The following is a 26,205-nucleotide window of genomic DNA, read 5'->3' on the forward strand; positions in this document are numbered from 1 at the left end:
ACGGCTCGAGCTCCTGGCGGGCGGTTGACGCGCCGCTAACGGCTCTCGCTCTGATACGAAACAATCGTCTTTTCCAGCGCGGCCCACGTGAGGCGCACGGCGTCCGGCGAATGCAGGAAGCGCGCGTCGTGATGCAGGCCGAGCGTGAAGCTGTACAGCTCGAAGAGCATCAGGTCCGGATCGGTATCCGTGCGCAGATGCCCCTCTTCCATCGCCTGCGAAATGGCGCGCAGCAACGCGGCACGCCAGGCTGTCACGCTCGCGATCAACTGCTCGCGCACGGGGCTGTCCGGCCGGTCGTCGTACTCCACTGCGCCGCTGATGTAGATGCACCCAGTCGTCACCTCCTGGATGCGCTTCTCGATCCAGCGCGCCAGCATCGCCCGCAGACGCGGCAGACCGCGCGACTCGCGCAGGCTCGGAAAGAACACCTCGTTTTCGAAACGATGGTGATACTCGCGGACAACCTCGACCTGCAGGTCCTCGCGCGATCCGAAGTGCGCGAACACGCCGCTCTTGCTCATCTGCATGCGCTCGGCCAGCAGGCCGATCGTCAGCCCCTCCAGCCCGTCACGGCTGGCGAGGTCCAAAGCAGCTTCAAGTATCGCGGCACGCGTCTGTTCGCCTTTTCGCATAGCTATTTCTGTAACCGTTCGGGGGTTCGAATAAAATCGAACGGCCGTACTATTATTGAGTGCGGCCGCTCGCGAAACAAGGAAATTATTAGAAACCGGTGTCTAACCGAGCCGCTATTTTGCGCGATTCCGGCGAGGCCGGAGCGGCTTTTCCGCACGAACGTGCGGACAGATTTTTTGAAGCGAACGCTTAGTCCGCGTCAGTCGTAACCGCCGACCGTCAGCGCCTTCATCACGACACGATACGTCGTATAGGCCAGCCAGTTCAGCAGACGCTCGATGCGCGGGCGCGCGGCAAATCGCGCGGGATCGATCTCCCGGCCGTCGGCGAACGCGGCCGTGATCGCGTCGCGCAGTTCGTTCGTCACTGCATCGTAGCGCACCAGCACGACATTGGCCTCATTGTTCAGCATCAGGCTCAGCGCGTCCAGATTCGACGAGCCGACCGTCGCCCAGTTGTCGTCGATCACGGCCACCTTGCCGTGCAGCATCGTCTTGTCGTATTCGGCCACGCGCACGCCCGCGCGCAGCAGCGCATGGTAGAGGAACGGCACGGCCGTATCGAGCGCCGCAAACTCCTTGCGGCCGACCAGGATCCGCACGTCGACGCCGCGCCGCGCGGCGCCCGTCAGCGCGCGGCGCAGCTTGCGGCCCGGCATGAAGTACGGATTCGCGAGCAGGATCTGCTGGCGCGCCTGGCCGATCGCCGCGAGATAGGCCTTCTCGATCGCACGACGGTTCACGACGTTGTCGCGCGCGACGAACGCGACGCTCGGCTCCGTCACGACCCGCAGCGCGCCGGCCTTGATCCACCGGTGGCTGCGCATCCAGCGCCGGAACATGTCGGGGAACGCTTCGCCTCCGTGCAGCCCGGCCGCGTATTGCGCATACGGCTTGTGGCCGAACCGGATCCGGTGCCACTGCAGTTCGAACGCGGCGCGCACGTCGGACACCGCGGGCCCCGCCATCTCGACCGCGAAATCCCAGCGCGGAAACGGTAGCGTCGCACCGCCCTGCGCATAGTCGTCGACGATGTTGATGCCGCCGCAGAACGCGACCGCGTGATCGATCACCGCGAGCTTGCGGTGCGTGCGCGAGAAGCCGAAACGGCCGAACAGGAAGCGGTTGTAGATGCTGTGCTCGACGCCCGCCGCGACCCACGTGTCGAACAGCGGCAGGCGCGCGGTGCCGATGCCGTCGGTGATCACGCGCACGCGCACGCCACGCTGCGCCGCGCGGATCAGCGCGTCCGACACCGGGCGGCCGGCGGCGTCGTCGCAGAAGATGTAGGTTTCGAGCATCACCTGCTCGCGGGCCGCATCGATCCGTTCGATCAGTGCCGCGAAGAATTCGCAGCCGCCCTCGCACAGTCGCACCGTGTTGCCCGCCGTGAACGCGAGCCGCGACGCGGAACCGCGTTCCTGCAGGAACATCTGCCGCAATTGCGCGAAACGCTTGCGGGTCTCCGCAGTCATGCGGACGAGCCGTGCGGCGCCCGCGCGAGTGCCACGCGCGCGGGCAATTGCAGGATCGCCTCGGCGTTCGACGGCGAGAAGCAGCGCGCGGCCGCCTCGCGGAACGGCAACCATGCATGGTCGACATGCTCGCGCGGCGACAGCGTCACGTCGACGCAACGCGGCACGCACAGCCCGAACCAGTGCTCGGTGTTGCGCGTGACACCCGGTGCATAACGATGCAGGTATTGCGGATAGATCGTGTATTCGATCCGGTGGCGCCAGTCGGCGAGCGCGGTGGCGGGCACGTCCGGCGTGCCGATCGAGATGCCGGTTTCCTCGGCCACTTCGCGTGCGGCGGTGACCGCGAGCGGCTCGTCGAGCATGTCCTTCGATCCGGTCACCGATTGCCAGAAATCGGGCTGGTCGGCACGCTTGATCACCAGCACATCGAGGTCGGGCGTGTAGATCACGACGAGAACGGATTCGGGGATTTTCGGCGGCTTCGTCATCTTTGTTTCATGCGGCACAGGGCCGCGCGCCGAGCATGTGCTCCGAACGTGCGGCAAGTGCTGCGACTGTACCGCAAAAAACGAAAAAGGCGCATCGCAGCGCCTTTTTCATGTGCGTCGTGTGCGCGTCGCCGCACACACGAGGGGTTGCGAAAGCGCGTTACGCCTTCGGCTGTTCCGGCTGACGCAGACGGATGTGCAGTTCGCGCAGCTGACGCTCGTCGACCGGGCTCGGCGCCTGCGTGAGCAGATCCTGCGCACGCTGCGTCTTCGGGAACGCGATCACGTCGCGGATCGAATCGGCGCCGGCCATCATCGTGACGATGCGGTCAAGACCGAATGCGATACCACCATGCGGCGGCGCGCCGTATTGCAGTGCGTCCAGCAGGAAGCCGAACTTCAGCTGAGCCTCTTCCGCGCCGATCTTCAGTGCGCGGAACACCTTGCTCTGCACTTCCTCCTGGTAGATACGCACCGAGCCGCCGCCGATTTCCCAGCCGTTCAGCACCATGTCGTAGGCCTTCGCGAGGCAGCGGCCCGGGTCGGTCTCGAGGTACTCGAGGTGCTCGTCCTTCGGGCTCGTGAACGGGTGGTGCGCGGCGACGTAGCGTGCATCTTCGTCGTCGTATTCGAACATCGGGAAGTCGACGACCCACAGCGGCTTCCAGCCGGCCTGGACGAGGCCGTTCGCCTTGCCGAATTCCGAATGGCCGATCTTCAGGCGCAGCGCGCCGAGGCTGTCGTTGACGACCTTCGCGCGGTCGGCCGCGAAGAAGATGATGTCGCCGTCTTCAGCGCCGGTGCGCTCGAGAATCGCCGCGATCGATGCGTCATGCAGGTTCTTGACGATCGGGCTCTGCAGGCCGTCACGGCCCTTCGCCTTCTCGTTGACCTTGATCCATGCGAGGCCCTTCGCGCCGTAGATGCGCACGAATTCGGTGTAGCCGTCGATGTCGCCACGCGACAGCTCGCTGCCCTTCGGCACGCGCAGCGCCGCGACACGGCCGTCCTTCGCGTTGGCCGGCGTGCTGAACACCTTGAAGTCGACGTCCTTCATCGCGTCGGTCAGCTCGGTGAATTCGAGCTGCACGCGCAGGTCCGGCTTGTCCGAACCGAAACGCGCCATCGCTTCCGAGTACGGCATGACCGGGAACGTCGCGTCGAGTTCGACGTCGATCGTCGTCTTGAAGATGTGACGGATCATGTCTTCGAACAGGTCACGGATTTCCTGCTCGCCGAGGAACGACGTCTCGCAGTCGATCTGCGTGAATTCCGGCTGACGGTCGGCACGGAGATCCTCGTCGCGGAAGCACTTGGTGATCTGGTAGTAACGGTCGAAGTTCGCGACCATCAGCAACTGCTTGAACAGCTGCGGCGACTGCGGCAGCGCGAAGAACTGGCCCGCGTTCACGCGCGACGGCACGAGGTAGTCGCGCGCGCCTTCCGGCGTGCTCTTCGTCAGCATCGGCGTTTCGATGTCGATGAAGCCCTGCTCGTCGAGGTACTTGCGCGCCTCGATCGCGACGCGGTAACGCAGGCGCAGGTTGTGCTGCATCTGCGGACGGCGCAGGTCGAGCACGCGGTGCGTGAGACGCGTCGTTTCCGACAGGTTGTCGTCGTCGAGCTGGAACGGCGGCGTGACCGACGCGTTCAGCACGGTCAGCTCGTGGCACAGCACTTCGATCTTGCCGCTCTTCAGCCCGGCATTGACCGTGCCTTCCGGACGGTTGCGCACGAGACCCTTCACCTGCACGCAGAACTCGTTGCGCACGCCTTCGGCGGTCGCGAACATTTCCGCGCGATCCGGGTCGCACACCACCTGCACGAGGCCTTCACGATCGCGCAGGTCGATGAAGATCACACCGCCGTGATCGCGGCGGCGCTGCACCCAGCCGCACAGCGACACGGTTTGGCCCAGCAGGTGTTCGGTCACGAGACCGCAGTATTCAGTACGCATCGACATGATGTTTGCTTTCGTTCGGTTTGATCAACGGGCGCCGCAACGCGCGGCCCGGGCGATGATTCTTTACTTACAGCGGCGGCTCGACGGGGCGGCGGGCGGGCGCCGGAGCCGGCGCCGGGGGCGCCACGACGCCCATCGAGACGATGTACTTCAGCGCGGCATCGACCGACATGTCGAGTTCGATGACTTCGCTCTTCGGCAGCATCAGGAAGAAGCCCGACGTCGGGTTCGGCGTCGTCGGGATATACACGCTCACGTATTCTTCCGTCAGATGATTGAGCACGTCGCCGCCGGGCGTGCCGGTCAGAAACGCGATCGTATACGAGCCGCGACGCGGATATTCGATCAGCAGCGCCTTGCGGAACGCGTTGCCGCTGCTCGACAGCAGCGTGTCCGATACCTGCTTGACGCTCGTGTAGATCGGCCCCACGACCGGGATGTGGCGCACGACTGCATTCCACCAGGTGACGAGCTTCTGGCCGACGAAATTCCGCGTGGCCAGACCGACGACGAAGATGAACGCAAGCGTCAGCACCGCGCCGATCCCCGGCAGGTGGAAGCCGAGCATCCGCTCGGGCTGCCACGATTCAGGCAGCAGGAGCAGCGTCTGGTCCATCGTGCCGATGATGAGACCGAGCACCCACAGCGTGATCGCGAGCGGGACGAGAACCAGCAGGCCGGTCAGAAACACCGATTTCAGGGTCGTCTTTTTCATCATCTGCCGTCAATGAACCGCGCCGGCGGCGCGGGGTGGTCGCGGCCCGGTCGGACCGCGACGGTCAACTACTGGCGGCGGGCGCTGCAGCCGGGGCGGGCGCGGCGCTCGTCGTCGTGCTTTCGGAACTCGCTGCGGCCGGCCCGGCCGCTGCCGGTTCCGCCGCGGCGGGCGCAGTCGCAGCCGCGTCACCCGACGCGGTCGCCGGCGCACTGGCGCCACCCGAACCGCCACGGAAATCGGTGACGTACCAACCCGAGCCCTTCAGCTGGAAGCCCGCGGCAGTTACCTGCTTGCGAAACGCATCCTTCCCGCATTCCGGGCACTGCGACAACGGCGCGTCGCTCATCTTCTGGAGCACGTCCTTCGCGAAACCACACGCTTCGCATCGATAGGCGTAGATCGGCATGATATTTTTCCCGCGGAAACTGGAAACGGCTTGCAAAACCTTGAATTATAGCCGAAACCCCGGCGCGTTCCGGCAACGGCCGCTACGCCCGCGCATCAGCGGCGGCGCCACGTGAGCCAGCGCTCGTGCCCTTCGAACACGGCCAGCGAATCGGTCACGGGCAAATCCTCGATCAGCTCGAAGTGCGGCGCGAGCAGCGCATCGAGTTCGGCACGCTCGATCCCGAACGGCGGCCCCTTCGGTTTCGCCGTCAGGAAGAAATAGCCGGCCAGCAATCCGCCCGTGGGCAGCAACCCGGCCATCCGCGCCGCATAGTCGGCGCGCAGGCTCGGCGGCAGCGCGCACAGGAACGCGCGCTCGTACACCCACTGCACGTCGAACGGCGGCCGGTACGCGAAGAAATCGGCCTGCTCGACGACGTCCGCATGCGCGCCCAGTTGCGCCTTCGCGGTGGCCACCGCCTGCGCGGCGAAATCGATCGCGCGCACGGGCCAGCCGGCCTGCGCGAGCCAGCCGGCCTCCTGCGCACTGCCGCAGCCGGGAATCAGCACCGGGCACGGCGTGAGCCGGTGCGCGAACACGCGAAAACCGTCAGGCACACCGCCGAATTCCCACGGCGTCACACCCCGCTCGAAACGCTCGTCCCAGAACGACGCATTGCCGGGGTCGCGCGTCGCGAAATCCGCGGCCGTCGGTGCGGCCGGTTGCTTCGGATCGGACATCGCTCTGCTCCTTTCGGTCATGAGCCGTACGCGAGCGCGAGCAGCACGCGCGCGACGAGGGCCCCGACGCCGACGGCGAGGCCGAAAATCAGCAGCGCCTGCAGCAACCGGTTCGTCCGCTTCTGTTCGATGAGGATCTGACGCATCAGGTCCTCGCTCGCGGCGCGCGGCGCGTCATGGCGCGCCGCCATCGCGTGATGGATCAGGCGCGGCAGTTGCGGCAGCGTCTTGCTCCACTGCGGCGCCTCGACCTTGAAGCGCTCGTACCAGCCGCGCAGGCCGATCTGCTCGGTCATCCAGCGCTCGAGGTACGGCTTCGCGGTCTTCCACAGGTCGAGCTCGGGGTCGAGCGAGCGGCCAAGACCTTCGACGTTCAGCATCGTCTTCTGCAGCAGCACGAGTTGCGGCTGGATCTCGACGTTGAAGCGACGCGACGTCGAGAACAGGCGCATCAGCACCTGGCCGAGCGAGATGTCCTTCAGCGCGCGGTCGAAATACGGCTCGCACACCGCGCGGATCGCGCTTTCGAGCTCCTCGACGCGCGTCTCGGGCGGCACCCAGCCCGATTCGAGGTGGAGCGTCGCGACGCGGTGGTAGTCGCGCTTGAAGAACGCGAGGAAGTTCTGCGCGAGGTAGTTCTTGTCGAAATCGGACAGCGCGCCGACGATCCCGAAATCGAGCGCGACGTAGCGGCCGAACGTGTTCGGGTCGAGGCTCACCTGGATGTTGCCGGGGTGCATGTCCGCATGGAAGAAACCATCGCGGAACACCTGCGTGAAGAAGATCTCGACGCCTTCGCGCGCAAGCTTCTTGATATCGACGCCGGCCGTGCGCAGCGTCTCGACCTGGCTGATCGGCACGCCGGTCATGCGCTCCATCACGAGCACCTGCGACGTCGAGAAATCCCAGAACATCTCGGGCACGAGCAGCAGGTCGAGGCCCGCGAAGTTGCGGCGCAGCTGGCTGCCGTTCGCGGCCTCGCGCATCAGGTCGAGCTCATCGTGCAGGTACTTGTCGAATTCGGCAACGACCTCGCGCGGCTTCAGGCGCCGGCCGTCAGCCCACATGCGTTCGGTCCAGATGGCGATGTCGCGCATCAGCGCGAGATCCGAATCGATCACGGACAGCATGTTCGGACGCAGCACCTTGACCGCGACGGCCTTGCCCGCGTGCACGCCCTGCTTGAGCTTCGCGAAATGCACCTGCGCGATCGACGCGCTTGCGACCGGCTCGCGCTCGAATTCGTCGAACAGCTCGTCGACCGGCGCACCGAGCGACTTCTCGATGATCGCGATCGCGACCGCCGAATCGAACGGCGGCACCTGGTCCTGCAGCTTCGCGAGTTCGTTCGCGAAATCGACCGACAGCAGGTCGCGGCGCGTCGACAGCACCTGGCCGAACTTCACGAAGATGGGGCCGAGACTTTCGAGCGCACGACGCAGCCGCACGGCGGGCGGATCGGAATAACGACGGCCGATCGTCGTGATCCGCAGCAGCAGCTTCACGCGCCGGTCGTCGATCCGGGACAGCATCACTTCGTCGAGACCAAAGCGGATGACGGTGTAGACAATCTTGATGAAACGGAAAATGCGCATGCCCTGCGGCCCTCAGTGCGCGCCGCGCGGGCCGGAACCCGTGCGCGCGCCGATTTTTTGTTCGAGTCGCTCGACCCGCTTTTCGACCCGCGCGAGCGCATCGCGTGCGCGCGCCAGTTCGGCGTCGAAGCCGCCGAGCGACGCGCGCCGGACGACTTGCGGGTTCTCGTCGAGCCAGTATTCGGCGACGGAATCGAGCACGTTGCGGCCGGTGCGTCGCGCGCGCGCACCGGCGTCGCGCACGACCGTCGCGATCCGGTATGCCGCCGCGTCGCCGACCAGCTTCGCGAGATCTTCTTCAGGTTCCCAGCGCAGGTGCTCGGCCAGCTTCGCGATCTGCGTCGCGAATTCCGCGTCGCCCTCGATCTTCACGTGCTTCATCACGGCCGCCTGGCCGCCCTGCAGGAATGCGGCGACCGTATCGCCCGCGAGCGCGATCGACACGTCGACCTGCTGCGCATCCTGTGCGTCGACGGCCGACAGATAACCGTCGGGCTGCACCAGCAGCGTGAGCGTGACGGGGGGCACGTCGATCCGGGCAGTCTTGCCCGCATAGGGAATCAGGCGGTCGCGTGCCCACGATTCGCGCGCGAGCAAGTGATTGACGGCAGCAGCAAAAGGCTTGGCGGCAAAGGTCATCGGGCTGGGAAAGAAAAAACCCGCGCAGGCCGGGCGCCCACGCGGGTTTCTATTGTAACGTCGGATCGCTGGCAGACCGTGCCTGACCGTACACCCGGGCGGCAAGCGGTCGCAGCGAAGCGGCCGTCGCCCGGGCATCCGGCGGCGCGAGCCGCCGGTCGCGCTCAGTGCGTGTTGAGCTGCTGGATGCCCGCGAGCAGCCAGCCCTGACTGCCCGACTTCGACAGGTTCCACACTTCGTCGAACGGCGCGGCCGACGCATTCGCCGATTCGCGGATCAGGCCGTGGAAGCGCACGCTCGCCGACTGCTCGATGCCGCGATCCTCGATCGCGACCAGTTCCGCGTCAAGCTGCACGACGTCGGTCTGGTTCGACTCGTTGCCGCGCGAATCGAGGTCGATCTTGATCTCGGCGAACATTTCGGGGGTCGTGAACTCGCGGATGTCGGCCAGGTTGCCCTGGTCCCACGCGGCCTGCAGGCGCACGAAATACACCTTCGAGCTGCGCAGGAATGCTTCGGTGTCGAAGCCCGCCGGCACCTGGAGCGGCGCCGCCGCTGCCATTGCGCCTGCCGCCGCGCCGGTGGCCGCGGCACCGCCGCCGAACACGCCTTGCGCTTCGTTCGCGTAGCTGCTGCCGCTGCCGGCGTAGTTGCTGCCGGTGTTGCCCTGCTGGAACGACGGGCTTTGCGAGTAGCCGCCCGACGACGAGGCCGAGCCGCCGACCGAGTACGCCGGCTCTTGCGTGCGGCGGCGATTCATGAACTTGCGGATCAGCCAGATGCCGACGAACGCGAGCAGCGCGATCACGATGATGTTCGACATCATGCCGGCGAATGCCTCGCCGAGACCGAAGTGCGACAGCAGCGCCGCGATGCCGAGACCGGCAGCGAGGCCGGCGATCGGGCCGAGCCAGCGTGAGCGGTTGGGCTGCGCGGCCGGCGCGGGCGCGGCCGGGTTCGCACGCTGCGCCTGCGACGGCGCGGCCTGCTGCATCGGCTGCTGCGCGGGCGGCGTGGCCTGGCGCTGCGTGACGGTGGAGTTCTGGCGGCCGATGCTGCGCCCGCCGCCTACGCGCTTGGCTTCGGCGTCGAGCGATGCGAACGTGCCGGCCGTGAGCAGGCCGACCATCAGCAGCGTGCCGACCCGTCGAGCCCACGGCTTCGACGGCTTGCTACGGTTGAACAACGAACGCGATTCGGACATCACTTTCTCCAGATGTAAGGCGAATGTATGGAAAAAACCCCTTAGTACTTGGTTCCCATGTGTAAAGCTACCACGCCACCTGACAAATTGTAATATTTGACGGCATCGAGGCCCGCTTGTTCCATCATCGTCTTCAGCGTGTCCTGGTCGGGGTGCATCCGGATAGATTCAGCAAGATACCGGTAACTTTCAGCATCTTTCGCGAACTTGTCGCCAAGCCACGGTAATACTTTGAAAGAATACAGATCGTACGCTTTTTTCAGCGGATCCCAGACTTTCGAGAATTCCAGCACCATCACGCGGCCGCCGGGCTTCGTCACGCGGCGCATCTCGGCCAGCGCGGCGTCCTTGTGCGTCATGTTGCGCAGGCCGAACGCGACCGTGACGACATCGAAGTAGTTGTCCGGAAAGGGCGTTTTCTCCGCGTCGCACAACAGCGACGGCGTCACGATGCCCTTGTCGAGCAGCCGGTCGCGGCCGACGCGCAGCATCGACTCGTTGATGTCCGTGTGCCAGACCTCGCCCGTCGGCCCGGCCGCCTTCGCGAACGACTTGGTCAGGTCGCCGGTGCCGGCCGCGATGTCGAGCACCTTGAAGCCGGGGCGCACGTTCGCCTGCGCGATCGTGAACGCCTTCCACGCGCGGTGCATGCCCGCCGACATCAGGTCGTTCATCAGATCGTAGTTGCCCGCGACCGAATGGAACACACCCGCCACTTTCTTCGCTTTTTCGTTTTCCTCGACGCTTTCGAAGCCGAAGTGGGTTTTGCTCATCGCGTTGATCCTCAGTAAATGGCAAGACGGCGCCGAGCGGGCGCCGTCGATTTCAGTGGCAGTGGCCGTGCGGCGCCGCGGCCGCCTGCATCGGGGCGTCGCGCTCGACGCCCGCCGCCTTCAGTTTGTCGAAATAGTCGCGCCACAGCGCGTCCTGCTGCGTCGCCAGTTCGTACAGCAGATCCCACGAGTAGATGCCGGTCGAATGGCCGTCGGAGAAGGTCGGCTGCAGCGCATAGTTGCCGACGCCCTCGAGCGCGGTGATCGTCACTTCGCGCTTGCCCGTCTGCAGCGTCTCCTGGCCGGGCCCGTGGCCCCGCACCTCGGCGGACGGCGAATAAACGCGCATCAGCTCGAACGGAATCCGGTAGCTGTCGCCGTTCGGGTACTGCAATTCGAGCACGCGCGACACCGCGTGCACGACGACGCCGGACGGAATCGGCGTCGTGGAAGTCAAACCGCTCATGGCTGCCTCGAATCGGTCATGCGTTGAATTTCCTCGCGCACCGCATTGTGCAGCAGCGAGGCCTGCGCGGCGCGCGAGCGCAGCAGCGCCTCGGACACGCTGCGCTGGCGCGGCGCCCACACGGGCTGCGGGAAATGGGCGTCGTTCGAGAAACGCGGGATCACATGCCAGTGCACGTGCGGCACCATGTTGCCGAGGCTCGCGAGATTCACCTTGTTCGGCTGCATCACGCGGCGCACGGCCCGCTCGACCGCGTAGACCACGCGCATCAGGTGGGCCCGCTCGGGCTCGCCGAGATCGGAGAATTCGGCCACGTGCGCGCCCCAGATCACCCGGCAGAAGCCCGGGTAGTCGTGCTCGCCCGTCGCCAGCACGACGCGCAGCGCATCGTCCTGCCAGAGCAGCTCGCCGCCGTCTTCACGGCAAAACACGCATTCCATCGTCGCTCCCATGTGGACGGGCGCCGGCGCGACAGCGCCGGCGCCCGCTCATCCCAAGCCCGGTCGGGCGGTCGTCATGCCCGCATTAGACCAGCACGCGCTCGATCCCGCCATGGTTCGCACGTGCGACATAGTCGGCCATCCAGTTCTCGCCGAGCACCTGGCGCGCGATCTCGACCACGATGTAGTCGGCCTCGATGTTCGCGTCCTCGTTGTAGCGCGACAGGCCCTGCAGGCACGACGGGCAGCTCGTCAGGATCTTCACGTCCGGGCCGTTCGCGGCCGCGGCGGCCGGCGCCGGCGTGCTCGCGCCGCCGGCCACGACCGGGATGCTGCGCAGCTTCGCGGCACCCTTGCGGATCTCCTCTTCCTTGCGGAAGCGGACCTGCGTCGACACGTCCGGGCGCGTGACCGCGAGCGTGCCCGATTCGCCGCAGCAGCGATCGTTCTTCTCGATCTTGTAGCCGTCCTTCTCCGAGCCCATCAGCTCGTTGACGAGCTTGACCGGGTCCATCGTCTTGATCGGCGTGTGGCACGGGTCGTGATACATGTAGCGCGTGCCCGTCACGCCGTCGAGCTTCATCCCCTTCTCGAGCAGGAACTCGTGGATGTCGATGATCCGGCAGCCCGGGAAGATCTTGTCGAATTCATACCCGGCAAGCTGGTCGTAGCAGGTACCGCACGACACGACCACCGTCTTGATGTCGAGGTAGTTCAGCGTGTTCGCGACCCGGTGGAACAGCACGCGGTTGTCCGTGACGATCTTCTCGGCCTTGTCGTACTGCCCCGCGCCGCGCTGCGGATAACCGCAGCACAGGTAGCCCGGCGGCAGCACCGTCTGCACGCCGGCTTCCCACAGCATCGCCTGCGTCGCGAGACCGACCTGCGAGAACAGACGCTCGGAGCCGCAGCCCGGGAAGTAGAACACCGCTTCCGAATCGACGGTCGTCGACTTCGGGTTGCGGATGATCGGCACGATCTTGTTGTCCTCGATGTCGAGCAGCGCGCGCGCCGTCTTCTTCGGCAGGTTGCCCGGCATCTTCTTGTTGACGAAGTGGATCACCTGCTCGACGACGGGCGGCTTGCCGGTCGTCGCGGGCGGGTGCTGCGTCTGCTTCGTCACGACCTTCTTCAGCATGTCGTTCGCGAAGCGCTGCACCTTGTAGCCGACGCCCATCATCACGCCGCGCGCGAGGTTGATCGTCTGCGGATTGGTCGCGTTCAGGAAGAACATGCCCGCCGCGTTGCCGGCGTTGAATTTCTTCTTGCCCATCTTGCGCAACAGGTTGCGCATGTTCATCGTGACGTCGCCGAAGTCGATCTTCACCGGGCACGGCGTCGCGCACTTGTGGCACACCGTGCAGTGGTCGGCCACGTCGTTGAACTCGTCCCAGTGCTTGATCGACACGCCGCGGCGCGTCTGTTCCTCGTACAGGAACGCCTCGACCAGCAGCGACGTCGCGAGGATCTTGTTGCGCGGGCTGTACAGCAGGTTCGCGCGCGGCACGTGGGTCGCGCACACCGGCTTGCACTTGCCGCAGCGCAGGCAGTCCTTCACCGAATCGGCGATCGCGCCGATGTCGGACTGCTGCATGATCAGCGACTCGTAGCCCATCAGCCCGAAGCTGGGCGTATACGCGTTGCGCAGATCGGCGCCGTCGAGCAGCTTGCCCTTGTTGAAACGGCCGTTCGGGTCGACGCGCTGCTTGTACGCGCGGAATTCGGCGATCTCGTCGTCGGTCAGGAACTCGAGCTTCGTGATGCCGATCCCGTGCTCGCCGGAGATCACGCCGTCGAGCGAGCGCGCGAGCTTCATGATGCGCGCGACTGCCGCGTGCGCGTCCTGCAGCATCTCGTAGTTGTCGGAGTTGACCGGCAGGTTGGTGTGGACGTTGCCGTCGCCCGCGTGCATGTGCAGCGCGACGAACACGCGGCCGCGCAGCACCTGCTTGTGGATCGCCTGCGCTTCGTCGAGGATCTGCTTGAACGCGCCGCCGTTGAAGATCGCGCGCAGCTCCGCGCGGATCTCCTGCTTCCACGAGATGCGGACCGTGCGGTCCTGCGTGATGTGGAACACGGTCGCGCCCGGCTGCTCGTCCGCGCGATCCGCGAACTTCTCGGCCAGCGCCTCGTAGCCGAGCTGCACGAGGTAGTGCTGCGCCTCGCGCAGCGGCTGGTCGAGCCGGTCGCGCACGAATTCCCAGCGCGCACGTACGCGCTTGAACAGCTCCAGCGCCTGCTGGACACGGTCTTCGAGCAGCTCGGCGCTCGGGATCTCGTTCGCGTCGTCGGTCTTGCCGAGCGGCAGGTTGCCGGCGCGGAAGAATGCTTCGAGCGCGTCGACGAGCTGCAGCTTGTTCTTCAGCGACAGCTCGATGTTGATCCGCTCGATGCCATCGGTGTACTCGCCCATCCGGTTCAGCGGGATGACGACGTCTTCGTTGATCTTGAACGCGTTCGTGTGCTTCGCGATCGCGGCCGTGCGGCTGCGGTCGAGCCAGAAGCGCTTGCGCGCCTCCGCGCTGACCGCAACGAAGCCTTCGCCGCTCTTGCCGTTCGCCATCCGGATCACTTCGGACGTCGCTTGCGCCACTGCATCGGCATCATCGCCGACGATGTCGCCGATCAGCACCATCTTCGGGAAGGCATTGCGCTTGCTCTTGGTCGCGTAGCCGACCGCGCGCAGGTAGCGCTCGTCGAGGTGCTCGAGACCCGCGAGGATGGCGCCGCCCTGCTTCGACGTCTCGAACAGGTAGTCCTTGATTTCGACGATGCTCGGGATCGCCTCGCGCGCCTGGCCGAAGAATTCGAGGCAGACGGTGCGCGTGTGCGCGGGCATCTTGTGCAGCACCCAGCGCGCGGACGTGATGAGCCCGTCGCAGCCTTCCTTCTGCACGCCCGGCAGGCCGGCGAGGAACTTGTCGGTCACGTCCTTGCCGAGCCCTTCCTTGCGGAACCGGCGGCCTTCGATCTCGAGCATCTCGGTACGCAGCAGCTTCTCGCCCGGCGCGTACGCGCCGTCGAACCACTTCAGCTCGAAACGCGCGACCGGAATGTCGTGGATCTTGCCCTGGTTGTGCTCGTGGCGCGTGACTTCGAGCCAGTTGCCGTCCGGGTCGACCATTCGCCACCAGGCCAGGTTGTCGAGCGCGGTGCCCCACAGCACGGCCTTCTTGCCGCCCGCGTTCATCGCGACGTTACCGCCGATGCACGATGCGTCGAGCGACGTCGGATCGACCGCGAACACGTAGCCGGCCGCTTCGGCCGCCTCGGTCACGCGGCGCGTAACGACGCCCGCGCCGGAGAAGATCGTCGCCACTTTGTGCGCGACGCCCGGCAGCTCGGTCAGCTCGACCGCGCCGAGCTGTTCGAGCTTCTCGGTGTTGATCACCGCGGAGAACGGCGTGAGCGGCACCGCGCCGCCCGTGTAACCGGTGCCGCCGCCGCGCGGGATCACGGTCAGGCCGAGCTCGAAGCAGGCCTTGATCAGTCCGGCGATCTCGGCCTCGGAATCGGGCGTCAGCACGACGAACGGGTATTCGACACGCCAGTCGGTCGCGTCGGTCACGTGCGACACGCGCGACAGCCCGTCGAAGCGGATGTTGTCCTTCTGCGTGCAGCGGCCGAGCGCCTTGGTCGCTCGGCGGCGCAGGTCGGCCATCTTCTCGAATTCGTCGGCGAACTCGCTCACCGCGCGCCGCGCGGCGGCTTCGAGCATCTCGACGCGCAACGCGCGCTCGCGGCCCGCGTCGTCGCGGTGCGCGGTGAGATCCGCGCTGCGGCGCTTGCCGATCTCGGTCAGGCGGTGGTTCAGCGCCTCGATCAGCAGCGCGCGGCGCTTCGGGTTGTCGAGCAGATCGTCCTGCAGGTACGGGTTGCGACGCACGACCCAGATGTCGCCGAGCACTTCATACAGCATCCGTGCCGAGCGGCCCGTACGGCGCTCGGCGCGCAGTTCGTCGAGCACCGACCACGCCTCCTCGCCGAGCAGGCGGATCACGATCTCGCGATCCGAGAAGGACGTGTAGTTGTAGGGAATCTCGCGCAATCGGGGCGCGGGGTCGGCGGCGACGGCGGCGGCCGCGCCATTCGGATCGAAAACTTGTGGTGCGTTCATGTTCGGACGACTCGGAGGGCCGATACCCCGTGCACGGGCGTCGGCAAGCGCGTGGGCGCAATCTTGGGGAAATCTGTTCTGTTACCAGGCGCGCGGCTGTCCTTCATGGGGCCGGAGCGGGCGTTGACTCGCCCCTCCTGGCCGGCGACAGGGCCTGGCGGCACTCGGAACCATCAGCACGATCGCGCGCGGCGCTCATGCCGTTCCGCCGCGGGGCTGGCTGCGCGCGGCGACGGCTTCAACTGGGCGATCCGAGGGTGCCTCTGCATCTTCCGATCCTTGATTCAAAACGGAATTCTAACCCATGATCGGGCCATACGTGACACGCCGGACAGGCCGTGGGGCTATCGCCGCAAGCCGCGCCACGCCTGGTTCGGCGCGGTTTCGTGCGATCATTCGCCGCCCGTCCGGTCGGTAACCGTGCGGTTAACCCGGTAAAAAGGGGACGCCCCGCGTCGCGAACGCGCCACCCGAACGGCTCCGCGACCGCTCTCCCGGCATGCCGCTTGCGTGCGGGCGGACCCTTGGCGCTATCATTGACGTTTTCCCGTCTGCTTCCGCACTGCACGCGAGCGCCCATGGCATCCCACGATTACCTGAAGAAAATCCTCACCGCGCGCGTCTACGACGTCGCGATCGAGACGGAACTCGAACCCGCCCGCAACCTGTCGGCCCGGCTGCGCAATGCCGTTTACCTGAAGCGCGAGGACAACCAGCCGGTGTTCTCGTTCAAGCTGCGCGGCGCGTACAACAAGATGGCGCACATTCCGGCGGACGCGCTCGCGCGCGGCGTGATTACGGCATCGGCCGGCAACCACGCGCAGGGTGTCGCGTTCTCGGCGGCCCGGATGGGCATCAAGGCCGTGATCGTCGTGCCGGTCACGACGCCGCAGGTGAAGGTTGATGCGGTGCGCACGCACGGCGGCCCGAGCGTCGAGGTGATCCAGGCCGGTGAATCGTACAGCGATGCGTACGCGCACGCGGTCAAGGTGCAGCAGGAGCGCGATCTCACGTTCGTCCACCCGTTCGACGATCCGTACGTGATCGCGGGCCAGGGCACCGTCGCGATGGAAATCCTGCGCCAGCACCAGGGCCCGATCCACGCGATCTTCGTGCCGATCGGCGGCGGCGGACTCGCCGCGGGCATCGTCGCGTACGTCAAGGCCGTGCGCCCGGAGATCAAGGTGTTCGGCGTGCAGACCGAGGATTCGTGCGCGATGGCGCAGTCGATCGACGCCGGCAAGCGCGTCGAGCTGACCGAAGTCGGCCTGTTCGCGGACGGCACCGCGGTGAAGCTCGTCGGCGAGGAAACCTTCCGCCTGTGCAGCGAATACCTCGATGGCGTGCTGACGGTCAACACCGACGCGCTGTGCGCGGCGATCAAGGACGTGTTCCAGGACACGCGCAGCGTGCTCGAACCGTCCGGCGCGCTGGCGGTCGCGGGCGCGAAGCTGTACGCGGAACGCGAAGGCATCGAAAACCAGACGCTCGTTGCGATCACGTCCGGCGCGAACATGAACTTCGACCGGATGCGCTTCGTCGCGGAGCGTGCGGAGGTGGGCGAGGCGCGCGAAGCCGTGTTCGCGGTCACGATCCCCGAGGAGCGCGGCAGCTTCAAGCGCTTCTGCTCGCTCGTCGGCGATCGTAACGTCACCGAGTTCAACTACCGGATCGCCGATGCGCAGTCCGCGCACATCTTCGTCGGCGTGCAGATCCGCCGCCGCGGCGAATCGGCGGAGATCGCCGCGAACTTCGAGTCGCACGGCTTCAAGTCCGTCGACCTGACGCACGACGAACTGTCGAAGGAACATATCCGCTACATGGTCGGCGGCCGCTCGCCGCTCGCGCTCGACGAGCGCCTGTTCCGCTTCGAATTCCCGGAGCGTCCGGGCGCGCTGATGAAGTTCCTGTCGTCGATGGCGCCGGACTGGAACATCAGCCTGTTCCACTACCGCAACCAGGGCGCGGACTACAGTTCGATCCTCGTCGGGCTGCAGGTGCCGCAGGCCGATCGCGCCGAATTCGAACGCTTCCTCGCGGCGCTCGGCTATCCGTATGTCGAAGAGAGCGCCAACCCGGCTTACCGCCTCTTCCTGTCGTAAAGGCGACACGCAATGAATCCCGAACATTCCCCGCTCGGCAAGGCCACCGTCTACGCAGCCCAGTACGACGCGTCGCTCCTGTTCCCGATTCCGCGCGCCGGTGCGCGCGAGCAGATCGGCATCACGTCGGCGCTGCCGTTCTTCGGCACCGACATCTGGAACGCGTACGAGCTGTCGTGGCTCAACGCGCGCGGCAAGCCGCAGGTCGCGGTCGCGACTTTCTACGTGCCGGCCGAATCGCCGAACATCGTCGAATCGAAGTCGTTCAAGCTGTATCTCGGCTCGTTCGCGCAGTCGACGTTCGACTCGGTCGATGCGGTGCGCGACACGCTGAAGCGCGACGTTTCGGCCGCGTGCGGCGCGAGCGTATCCGTGCAGCTCGTGTCGCCGCACGACTTCGGCAAGCTGCAGATGGACGAACTCGACGGGCTGTCGCTCGACCGGCTCGATCTCGATACCGACGTGTACGAACCCGATCCGTCGCTGCTGTCGGCGGCCGACGCCGAGGACGAAGCGCCGGTCGAGGAGACGCTCGTGTCGGACCTGCTGCGCTCGAACTGCCCGGTCACGGGCCAGCCCGACTGGGGCAGCGTGCAGATCCACTACGTCGGGCCGCAGATCGATCACGCGGGCCTGCTGCGCTACATCATCTCGTTTCGCAACCACACGGGCTTTCACGAGCAGTGCGTCGAGCGGATCTTCCTCGACATCCTGCATGCGTGCAAACCGGTCAAGCTCGCGGTGTATGCGCGCTATACGCGCCGCGGCGGGCTCGACATCAACCCGTTCCGGACGAACTACAACCAGCCGATGCCGGACAACGCGCGCACCGCGCGGCAGTGACGGCGGCAAGCGGTCGCCGCGGGTCGCAAGCAACGTAACGACATCACGGCGAACCCCAAACGAAACAGCCCGGTCGGCATTCACCGACCGGGCTGTTTTGCTGTGCGCGGGGAGCGCGGCCGCGTTACTTCGCCGGCGCCTTGTACGCGATGCAATCGACCTCGACCTTGCAGTCGATCACCATGCTCGACTGCACGCATGCGCGTGCCGGCGGATGCTCGCCGAAGTACGAGATGAACACCTTGTTGAACGACGCGAAATCGCGCGCGTCGTCGAGCCACACTCCGCAGCGCACGACGTGCTCGAGGCCGTAACCGGCTTCCTTCAGGATCGCGATCACGTTCTCGATCGTCTGCTTCGACTGGGTGACAATCCCGCCTTCGACGACCTCGCCGTTCACCATCGGCGTCTGGCCCGACACGTACAGCCAGCCGTCGGCCTCGACCGCACGCGCGAACGGCATCACCTGGCCGCCCGTACCCTTCGCTTCGCCTACGCCATATCGCTTCATCGTTTCACTCCTTGTTTTGTCGACCCGCGCCGCACTTCAGCGCTGACCCGGATCCCATGCAACACAGGGTTGCGGATGCGCGCGCCGGCAGCGGCACGCGCGGAAGATCGATACCGACGCCGCGCTCAGAACGCGGCGTCGGCGCTCGCCGGCACGCGCTCGCCGCGCGCGACGAAGCCGCCGGCGCGCTCGCCGGTCGGCTGGCCGTTCTCGTAGGTCAGCACGCCGTTCACCCACACGGCGTCGATCCCGTGCGCGGGCTGCTGCGGCTTCTCGAACGTCGCGGCGTCGATCACGCGCGCCGGGTCGAACAGCACGAGATCCGCGTGGTAACCGACATGCACCTCGCCGCGCCGCGCGATCCCGTAGCGGCGCGCGGACAGCGACGTCATCTTGCGGATCGCCTCCTCGAGCGGCAGCAGGTTCGTGTCGCGCACGTAATGGCCGAGCACGCGCGGGAACGCGCCCCACAGCCGCGGGTGCGGCAGCGGATCGTTCGGCAGGCCGTCCGAACCGACCATCGTCGCGGGGTGCGACAGGATCCGGCGCACGTCGTCCTCGGACATGTTGTGGTACACGGCGCCCGCCGGGCGGATGCGCTGCGCGGCTTCCTGCTCGGATACACCCCAGTCGGCCGCGATCGCCTTCAGCAGCTTGCCCGCGACTTCCGGATGCGGCTCCGACCACGTGATCGTGATGTCGATGTCGCCCGTCACCTGCTTCAGGTCGAGCGTCGACGAGCTGCGGCTGTACGGATAGCAGTCGCAGCCGACCGGCTGGTAGCGGCGCGCGCCTTCGAGCGACGCGAGCACTTCAGTGCTGCGCCCCCAGTTCGACGGGCCCGCGCATTTCAGGTGCGAGATCACGACCGGCACCCGCGCATGGCGGCCGACGCGATACGCCTCGTCCATCGCATCGAGGATCGCGTCGAACTCGGTGCGCATGTGCGTGGTGTACAGCGCGCCCGCGTTCGCGAGCGGCTCGGCGAGCGCCATCACTTCCTCGGCCGGCGCCGCGAACGCGGAGCCGTACGCGAGGCCCGACGACAATCCGAGTGCGCCGTTCGCGAGCGCCTCCTCGAGCTGCGCACGCATCCCGGCGATTTCGCCGTCGGTCGCCGCGCGGTCGAGGCGGTCCATCTGGTTGTTGCGCAGCGCCGTGTGGCCGACGAGCGCCGCGACGTTCACAGCCGGCCGCGCGTCGTTCACGGCCGCGACGTAGTCGGCGAAGGTCGGGTACTGGAACGCGCCGCGCTCGCCGAGCAGGTTCATCGGGTCGGGCGGATCGCCCGCGAGCGTCACCGGCGACGCACTGATCCCGCAGTTGCCGACGATCACGGTCGTCACACCCTGCGAGATCTTCGGCAGCATCTGCGGCGCGCGGATCACGTGCGTGTCGTCGTGCGTATGCACGTCGACGAAGCCCGGCGCGAGCGCGCGGCCGTTCGCATCGACGACGGTCTCGGCGAGCCAGTTCGACAGGTTGCCGATCGCCGCGATCACGCCGTTGCGGATCGCGACGTCGCGCGTGACGGGCGGCGCACCGGTACCGTCGTAAAGCTGCGCGCCGACGATCAGCGTATCGGCCGCTTCGGGATGCGAATGCATGTTCAGTCTCCTACCGGTTGACGGTCTCCGCCGCCGCGATGCGCGTCGAGCGCATGCTTGATGCGGCGCAACGATTCTCGGCCCGCATCGCCGAGCCGCAACGCGACTCCGGTGACGAGCACGTCGATCGCCATCATCATCGCGTAGCGCGATGTCGACGGCTTGTAAATGAAATCGGTTTCGAACGCGACGACCGGAATCAGGTGGTCGGCCAGCTTCGCGAGCGGGGAAGCCGGCGCCGTGATCACGATCAACTTCGCGCCATAGCGCTGCGCGAGCCGGCAGCTCTCGAGCAGCTCGGGCACGCGCCCGCTGACCGACAGCGCGACGACGACGGCGTCGCGCGACAGCGTTGCGGACACCATCCGCTGCAGCAGGCTGTCCTGGTAGGTCGCGACCGGCCGGCCGAAGCGCACGAGCCGGAAGCGCAACTCGTCGGCGAGCGCGGTCGAGCCGCCGCCCTGCCCGTACACGTAGATCATCTTCGCGCCGGCGAGCAGCTCGGCCGCCGCGTCGAACGACGTGTTGCGCAGCAACTGATGGTTGTGCGCGAGCGCCAGGCGGATCTCGTCGTAGACGACCGACGCGGGGTTCGTGTCGTCGGCCGGTACATCGTCGGACGGCACGAGAAAGCGCTGGCCGACGGCCGCCGCCTGCGCGACGAGCACCTTCAGTTCGCGCACGTCGCGGCAGCCGACCGCCTTCGCGAAACGCGTGACGGTCGCGACGCTGACCTCCGCGTCGCGTGCGAGCGCGCCGATGCTCGCATGCGCTGCGCGCGCAAGATCGCCAAGGATGAACGCGGCGACCTTGCGCTCGGCTTCACGAAGCTCGGGCGCGCATTCGGCGATCCGCGCGACGATGTCGAGGACCGGCGGAGCCGGATGGGGCTCGACCGCGTGCGGAGCGGACGGAGTAGCGGGCGTATTCATCTACGGAAAGGATGGGGAGCTTGATGTTACTAAATAACATCACCGCGCAAATCCTACTTTCTGTACCATCTGCATGTCAACTTCAGTGCAATGCATAGTGATGATGGAGCGGGATGACATGAAAGTTACAAACTATCAGGAAGCGACGATCGATCCGTTCGGCAAGGGTCTCGGCAATCTGCCGAGCGCGAGCGTGCCGCTGGGCGACGCGGGTCGCCTCGAGTGGAACCTGCTCGCGGAAGACGTCAGCCTGCCGGCTGCCGTGCTCTACGAGGATCGCATCGAACACAACCTGAACTGGATGCAGGCATTCGTCCAGCAGTATGGCGTCAAGTTTGCGCCGCACGGCAAGACCACGATGGCGCCGCAACTGTTCCGCCGCCAGCTCGACGCGGGCGCGTGGGGCATCACGCTCGCGACCGCGCACCAGACGCAGGCCGCATATCACGGCGGCGTGCGGCGCGTGCTGCTCGCGAACCAGCTCGTCGGCCGCCAGAACATGACGATCATCGCCGGGCTGCTGTCCGATCCCGACTTCGAATTCTTCTGCCTCGTCGATTCCGCCGAGAGCGTCGACCAGCTCGGCCGCTTCTTCGGCGAGTTGAAGAAGCCGCTGAACGTGTTGCTCGAGCTCGGCGTGCCGGGTGGCCGCGCGGGCGTGCGCGATGCCGCGCAGCGCGAAGCCGTGCTCGCCGCGCTCGCGCGTTATCCAGACACGCTGAAGCTGGCCGGCATCGAGCTGTATGAAGGCGTGCTGAAAGAGGAAGGCGAGATCCGCGCATTCCTGCAGGAAGCGGTCGCGCTCACGCGCGAGCTGGCCGACGCGGGTCGCTTCGCGCGCACGCCGGCAATCCTGTCCGGCGCCGGTTCGGCGTGGTACGACGTGGTCGCGGAAGAATTCGCGAAGGCGTCCAACGCGGGCTTCGCGGAAGTCGTGCTGCGTCCGGGCTGCTACCTGACGCACGACGTCGGCGTCTACAAGAAGGCGCAGACCGACGTGTTCGCACGCAACCCGATCGCACGCACGATGGGCGAAGGGCTGCTGCCCGCGCTGCAGCTGTGGGCATACGTGCAGTCGGTGCCGGAAGCCGACCGCGCGATCGTCGCGCTCGGCAAGCGCGACGCGGCGTTCGACGCGGGCCTGCCCGAGCCGGCGCGCCACTTCCGCCCGGGCCGCGACAGCGCGCCGCGCGACGTCGCCGTCACCGAAGGCTGGGCCGTCACCGGGATGATGGATCAGCACGCGTACCTGCAGATCCCGCCGGGCGCGGACGTGAAGGTCGGCGACATGGTCGCGTTCGACATCTCCCACCCATGCCTGACGTTCGACAAGTGGCGCCAGGTGCTCGTGCTCGATCCGCAGTTCCGCGTGACGGAAGTCGTCGAAACCTTCTTCTGACACGCATTGCGCGCGCCGCCCCGCCGCTCGCGCGGGGCGGCCGTCACGCGCGCTTCAATCTGCCGGAGTACACTGCGCTTTCGTCCTCGGGGCGGACCGTTACCCGCTTCGCAACAGTGCCTCGAGGCCGTTGCGCCCGTCTGTCGCGCACGGCGCGAACGGGCCCTCAACGTCGCTTCATTGGAGAAAGCCATGGCCGCGAAGAAGATCCTGTTCCTGACCGGCGATTTCGCCGAAGACTACGAAACGATGGTGCCGTTCCAGGCGCTGCAGGCCGTCGGCCACCACGTCGATGCAGTCTGCCCGGGCAAGCGCGCGGGCGACAAGATCAAGACCGCGATCCACGATTTCGAAGGCGACCAGACCTACACCGAGAAACCCGGCCACCAGTTCACGCTGAACGCGGCGTTCGACGATGTCGATGCGTCGCGCTACGACGCGCTCGCGATCGCGGGCGGCCGCGCCCCCGAATACCTGCGACTCGACCCGAAGGTGATCGCGCTCGTGCGCGCGTTCGCCGAGGCCGGCAAGCCGATCGCCGCGATCTGCCACGCGGCGCAACTGCTCGCGGCCGCCGACGTGATCCGCGGCAAGCGCATCTCGGCCTACCCGGCCTGCGCGCCCGAAGTGAAGCTCGCGGGCGGCGAATACGCGGACATCCCGGTCGATGCGGCCGTGACCGATGCGCCGTTCGTCACCGCGCCCGCGTGGCCCGCGCATCCGGCATGGCTCGCGCAGTTCCTCGCGCTGCTGGGAACGCGCATCGAGCTGTAAACCTGAAGTGAATCGAGATGAAATGAAGCGCCGGCCGGCGGCGGGATAACGTGCCCGCCTGCCGGTGGCGATCGGTCGCGGGCGCGGCTGACGCGCCTGCCCGCGCCGCGCGTCAGCGCGCGGCCGGCGTCGAACCGACGTCCGCGATTCGCGATTCGAGCATCGCCAGCGCGCCCGACAGCGCATTCAGCACGTCGTCCGGCAACTGCGCCATCGTCTGCTCGAGAAATACCTTGCGGCGCGGCAGGCATGCATCGAACGCTGCGCGGCCGTCGTCCGTCAGCGTGACATTGGTCACGCGGTTGTCGCGTGCGTCGGATTCGCGCTCGATCCAGCCGAGCGCGTCGAGCGACTTCAACTGGCGCGTGAGCGCACCCGGATCGATGCGCAGCACTTCGACGAGCCGCTTCTGCGACGAATGCCCGCCCATCGTGTGCAACGCGACCATGATGCGCCAGCGCGGCATCGGCTGCCCGACGTGCGTTTCGAACGCGGTCATGAACGCGCGATACGTGCGTCCGAATTGCTGCAAGATCGCGACGCGGTCCTGTTCTTCCATGCGCTGATTTCGTTTCCGGTAAATCGATGAATCGTTGAATCGGTCAATCCGTCAGTCGGCCGCGACATGCGGCTCGATCTTGCGCCGCAGCGCGATCGGCGGCACGCGGCGGCACTGCCACACCGACACCACGGCGATGACGGCCGCCATCGCGACGCCCAGGTGAATCGCACTGACCAGCGATTCGCGGGCCGCTTCCAGCAGCAGCGCGCCATTATGCCCGGCACGCGTCAGCTCGGCGACGAGACTGCCCTGCGCGGTGCGATCGATCAGGATCTGCGGATCGGCAAGCTGCGCATGCCACTGCATCGCATGGTCGACCGACAGCGCATTGCGCACGCCGCCCGAATACATCTGGTTGACGAGCGTACCCGTCAGCGCGGTGCCGACCATCCCGCCGACCATCCGCAGCGATTGCAGCAGCGCCGTCGCGATGCCGAGGTGCTCGCGGCCGGCCGTCTGCTGCGCGAACACGGTGAGGTTCGGCAGCACGAAGCCGAGCCCGATGCCGCCCGCGACCATCAGCGCCATCAGCATCCAGGTCGGCGTCGTGTGCGTCGACACGACGATGCCCGCGCACGTGATCGCGAACAGCACGAAGCCGACATGCAGCATCGCGTTCGGATTGCGGATGCGCGTGACGACGCGGCCATTCATGATGCTGCCGATCGTGATGAACACGACGAGCGGCGTGATCACGAGGCCCGCTTCTTTCGGCGACATCCCGAAACCACCCTGGAACAGCAGCGGCGCGTAGAACAGCAGCGAGAACATCGAGAAGCCGGCGAGGATCGCGAGCACGAAGAGCGCCGACAGCGCGCGGTTGCCGAACATGTCGAACGGCAGAATCGGCTGCGCGGCGCGCTTCTCCCAGTGCCACAGGCCGACGCCGGCCGCGACCGCGACGACGAGCAGCAGCGACGCCCAGCTCGCGACGCCGTACTTCGGCAGCCATTCGACGAACAGTTGCAGCGAGCCGAGCGACAGCGCGATCAGCAGCGCGCCCGGCCAGTCGAGCCGCATCTTGCGATCGTGCTCGACGTGGCGCAGGTGCGGCAGGTAGCGCCACACGAACAGCAGCGACAGCAGGCCGACCGGCAGGTTCACGTAGAACACCGAGCGCCAGCCGAACGACTGGGTCAGCACGCCGCCGAGCGACGGGCCGACCGCGTTCGCGATGCCGAACGCGGAGCTCATCAGCACCTGCCAGCGCAGCCGCACGACGGAATCGGGGAACAGGTCGGGAATGCACGCGAACGCGGTGCCGACCAGCATCCCGCCGCCGATCCCCTGCAGCCCGCGCGCGAGCACGAGATACAGCATGTCGTTGGCCATGCCGCACAGCACGGACGCGCCGGTGAACACGATGATCGACACGATCACGAACGGCTTGCGGCCGTAATAGTCGCCGAGCCGGCCGAAGATCGGCACGGTGATCACGGAACTGAGCAGGTACGAGGTCGCGACCCACGCGTACAGGTCGAAGCCCCGAAGCTCGGCGACGATGGTCGGCAGCGCGGTGCCGACGACGGTCTGGTCGAGCGCAACGAGCATGGTGACGAACGAGATCCCGATCATCGCCAGCAGCGATTCGCGGAATGGCAAGACTTGCCCGCTCGAATGGTGGGCGGCAGTGTGGACGGCCATTTTTTGTTGATGCAACTTTTGACGAGTCAAACAATCTTAAAATTCTAGCATGGCGGAGTAATCTAGGCTGGCGGCGGTTTAGGGCCTGCTCCCGCTAATAACGGGCTTGCGAACGAGCCTTGCCGGCTGCATTGCAAGAAGCAAGGAGCGCCGTTTGGCCGAGCCAAACAAGCGACGCGCGGCGCC

General features: G+C 66.6%; 23 protein-coding genes. 4 read left to right on the top strand and 19 right to left on the bottom strand.

Features of this window, described 5'->3' with window-relative positions; all coding sequences use genetic code 11:
* Positions 1–35: 35 nt before the first annotated feature.
* The 14 genes from VL15_RS01625 to VL15_RS01690 all read right to left on the bottom strand — a co-directional run bounded on the left by VL15_RS01625 (position 36) and on the right by VL15_RS01690 (position 15,645).
* Positions 36–635, bottom strand: coding sequence for a TetR/AcrR family transcriptional regulator (locus VL15_RS01625; RefSeq protein WP_047898994.1), 600 nt, complete (start codon positions 633–635; stop codon positions 36–38).
* A 200-nt stretch (positions 636–835) separates the two neighbouring features.
* Positions 836–2,110: a cardiolipin synthase ClsB gene (gene clsB / locus VL15_RS01630; protein WP_048242737.1), complete on the bottom strand. Its 1,275-nt coding sequence runs from the start codon at positions 2,108–2,110 to the stop codon at positions 836–838.
* Positions 2,107–2,601, bottom strand: a complete 495-nt coding sequence (gene nudB / locus VL15_RS01635; RefSeq protein WP_048242738.1) for a dihydroneopterin triphosphate diphosphatase — start codon at positions 2,599–2,601, stop codon at positions 2,107–2,109. Before nudB ends, clsB begins: the two co-directional genes overlap by 4 nt.
* Before the next feature lie 160 nt (positions 2,602–2,761).
* Positions 2,762–4,564, bottom strand: a complete 1,803-nt coding sequence (gene aspS, locus VL15_RS01640; protein ID WP_048242739.1) for an aspartate--tRNA ligase — start codon at positions 4,562–4,564, stop codon at positions 2,762–2,764.
* A 67-nt stretch (positions 4,565–4,631) separates the two neighbouring features.
* Positions 4,632–5,282: a DUF502 domain-containing protein gene (locus tag VL15_RS01645; protein ID WP_048242740.1), complete on the bottom strand. Its 651-nt coding sequence runs from the start codon at positions 5,280–5,282 to the stop codon at positions 4,632–4,634.
* Between the two features lie 61 nt (positions 5,283–5,343).
* A complete protein-coding gene (locus tag VL15_RS01650; protein ID WP_048242742.1) occupies positions 5,344–5,688 on the bottom strand; it encodes an FmdB family zinc ribbon protein in 345 nt (114 codons plus the stop codon).
* Positions 5,689–5,783: 95 nt separating this feature from the next.
* Positions 5,784–6,410 carry an SAM-dependent methyltransferase gene (locus VL15_RS01655; RefSeq protein WP_048242743.1) on the bottom strand — a complete coding sequence of 209 codons (627 nt, stop codon included), beginning with the start codon at positions 6,408–6,410 and terminating at the stop codon, positions 5,784–5,786.
* A gap of 17 nt (positions 6,411–6,427) precedes the next feature.
* Entirely contained in the window at positions 6,428–8,005 is a 1,578-nt protein-coding gene (gene ubiB, locus VL15_RS01660) for a ubiquinone biosynthesis regulatory protein kinase UbiB (protein WP_048242744.1), read from the bottom strand.
* Between the two features lie 12 nt (positions 8,006–8,017).
* Positions 8,018–8,644 (bottom strand): ubiquinone biosynthesis accessory factor UbiJ, encoded by a 627-nt coding sequence (locus VL15_RS01665; protein WP_048242745.1) that lies wholly within the window; start codon positions 8,642–8,644, stop codon positions 8,018–8,020.
* A 164-nt stretch (positions 8,645–8,808) separates the two neighbouring features.
* Entirely contained in the window at positions 8,809–9,849 is a 1,041-nt protein-coding gene (locus VL15_RS01670; protein ID WP_048242746.1) for a Tim44 domain-containing protein, read from the bottom strand.
* Between the two features lie 41 nt (positions 9,850–9,890).
* Positions 9,891–10,622 (bottom strand): bifunctional demethylmenaquinone methyltransferase/2-methoxy-6-polyprenyl-1,4-benzoquinol methylase UbiE, encoded by a 732-nt coding sequence (gene ubiE, locus VL15_RS01675; RefSeq protein ID WP_048242748.1) that lies wholly within the window; start codon positions 10,620–10,622, stop codon positions 9,891–9,893.
* Between the two features lie 52 nt (positions 10,623–10,674).
* A complete protein-coding gene (locus tag VL15_RS01680; protein WP_047899004.1) occupies positions 10,675–11,088 on the bottom strand; it encodes a gamma-butyrobetaine hydroxylase-like domain-containing protein in 414 nt (137 codons plus the stop codon).
* Positions 11,085–11,528 carry an HIT family protein gene (locus tag VL15_RS01685; protein WP_048242749.1) on the bottom strand — a complete coding sequence of 148 codons (444 nt, stop codon included), beginning with the start codon at positions 11,526–11,528 and terminating at the stop codon, positions 11,085–11,087. Before VL15_RS01685 ends, VL15_RS01680 begins: the two co-directional genes overlap by 4 nt.
* An 85-nt stretch (positions 11,529–11,613) precedes the next feature.
* Positions 11,614–15,645 (bottom strand): DUF3683 domain-containing protein, encoded by a 4,032-nt coding sequence (locus VL15_RS01690; protein WP_048242750.1) that lies wholly within the window; start codon positions 15,643–15,645, stop codon positions 11,614–11,616.
* 578 nt (positions 15,646–16,223) lie between these two features.
* Between VL15_RS01690 and ilvA the strand changes: the two genes are divergently transcribed.
* Both ilvA and queF read left to right on the top strand, forming a co-directional pair.
* On the top strand, positions 16,224–17,747 hold the full coding sequence (gene ilvA / locus VL15_RS01695; RefSeq protein ID WP_048242751.1) for a threonine ammonia-lyase, biosynthetic: 1,524 nt from the start codon (positions 16,224–16,226) through the stop codon (positions 17,745–17,747).
* A gap of 12 nt (positions 17,748–17,759) precedes the next feature.
* Positions 17,760–18,590, top strand: a complete 831-nt coding sequence (gene queF, locus VL15_RS01700) for an NADPH-dependent 7-cyano-7-deazaguanine reductase QueF (RefSeq protein ID WP_048242752.1) — start codon at positions 17,760–17,762, stop codon at positions 18,588–18,590.
* Between the two features lie 124 nt (positions 18,591–18,714).
* Here the strand turns inward: queF and VL15_RS01705 are convergent, their stop codons facing one another.
* The 3 genes from VL15_RS01705 to VL15_RS01715 all read right to left on the bottom strand — a co-directional run bounded on the left by VL15_RS01705 (position 18,715) and on the right by VL15_RS01715 (position 21,640).
* Entirely contained in the window at positions 18,715–19,101 is a 387-nt protein-coding gene (locus VL15_RS01705; protein WP_011353171.1) for a RidA family protein, read from the bottom strand.
* Between the two features lie 125 nt (positions 19,102–19,226).
* The gene (locus VL15_RS01710) at positions 19,227–20,708 is read right to left on the bottom strand and encodes an N-acyl-D-amino-acid deacylase family protein (RefSeq protein ID WP_048242754.1); all 1,482 of its coding nucleotides are present in this window, start codon (positions 20,706–20,708) and stop codon (positions 19,227–19,229) included.
* A 2-nt stretch (positions 20,709–20,710) separates the two neighbouring features.
* Positions 20,711–21,640, bottom strand: coding sequence for a MurR/RpiR family transcriptional regulator (locus VL15_RS01715; protein WP_048242755.1), 930 nt, complete (start codon positions 21,638–21,640; stop codon positions 20,711–20,713).
* Between the two features lie 118 nt (positions 21,641–21,758).
* Here VL15_RS01715 and VL15_RS01720 point away from each other — a divergent pair, with 118 nt between their 5' ends.
* Together VL15_RS01720 and VL15_RS01725 are read left to right on the top strand one after the other, a co-directional pair.
* Positions 21,759–23,039, top strand: a complete 1,281-nt coding sequence (locus VL15_RS01720) for an amino acid deaminase (protein ID WP_048242757.1) — start codon at positions 21,759–21,761, stop codon at positions 23,037–23,039.
* A gap of 192 nt (positions 23,040–23,231) precedes the next feature.
* Positions 23,232–23,813: a DJ-1/PfpI family protein gene (locus VL15_RS01725; RefSeq protein ID WP_048242758.1), complete on the top strand. Its 582-nt coding sequence runs from the start codon at positions 23,232–23,234 to the stop codon at positions 23,811–23,813.
* A 112-nt stretch (positions 23,814–23,925) separates the two neighbouring features.
* Here the strand turns inward: VL15_RS01725 and VL15_RS01730 are convergent, their stop codons facing one another.
* Complete coding sequence (locus tag VL15_RS01730) at positions 23,926–24,372, bottom strand: MarR family winged helix-turn-helix transcriptional regulator (protein WP_048242759.1); 447 nt, start codon at positions 24,370–24,372, stop codon at positions 23,926–23,928.
* Between the two features lie 51 nt (positions 24,373–24,423).
* Complete coding sequence (locus tag VL15_RS01735; protein ID WP_048242760.1) at positions 24,424–26,019, bottom strand: MDR family MFS transporter; 1,596 nt, start codon at positions 26,017–26,019, stop codon at positions 24,424–24,426.
* Between the last annotated feature and the right edge of the window lie 186 nt (positions 26,020–26,205).

The organism is Burkholderia cepacia (genome assembly GCF_001039005.1).
Classification (GTDB): domain Bacteria; phylum Pseudomonadota; class Gammaproteobacteria; order Burkholderiales; family Burkholderiaceae; genus Burkholderia; species Burkholderia theae.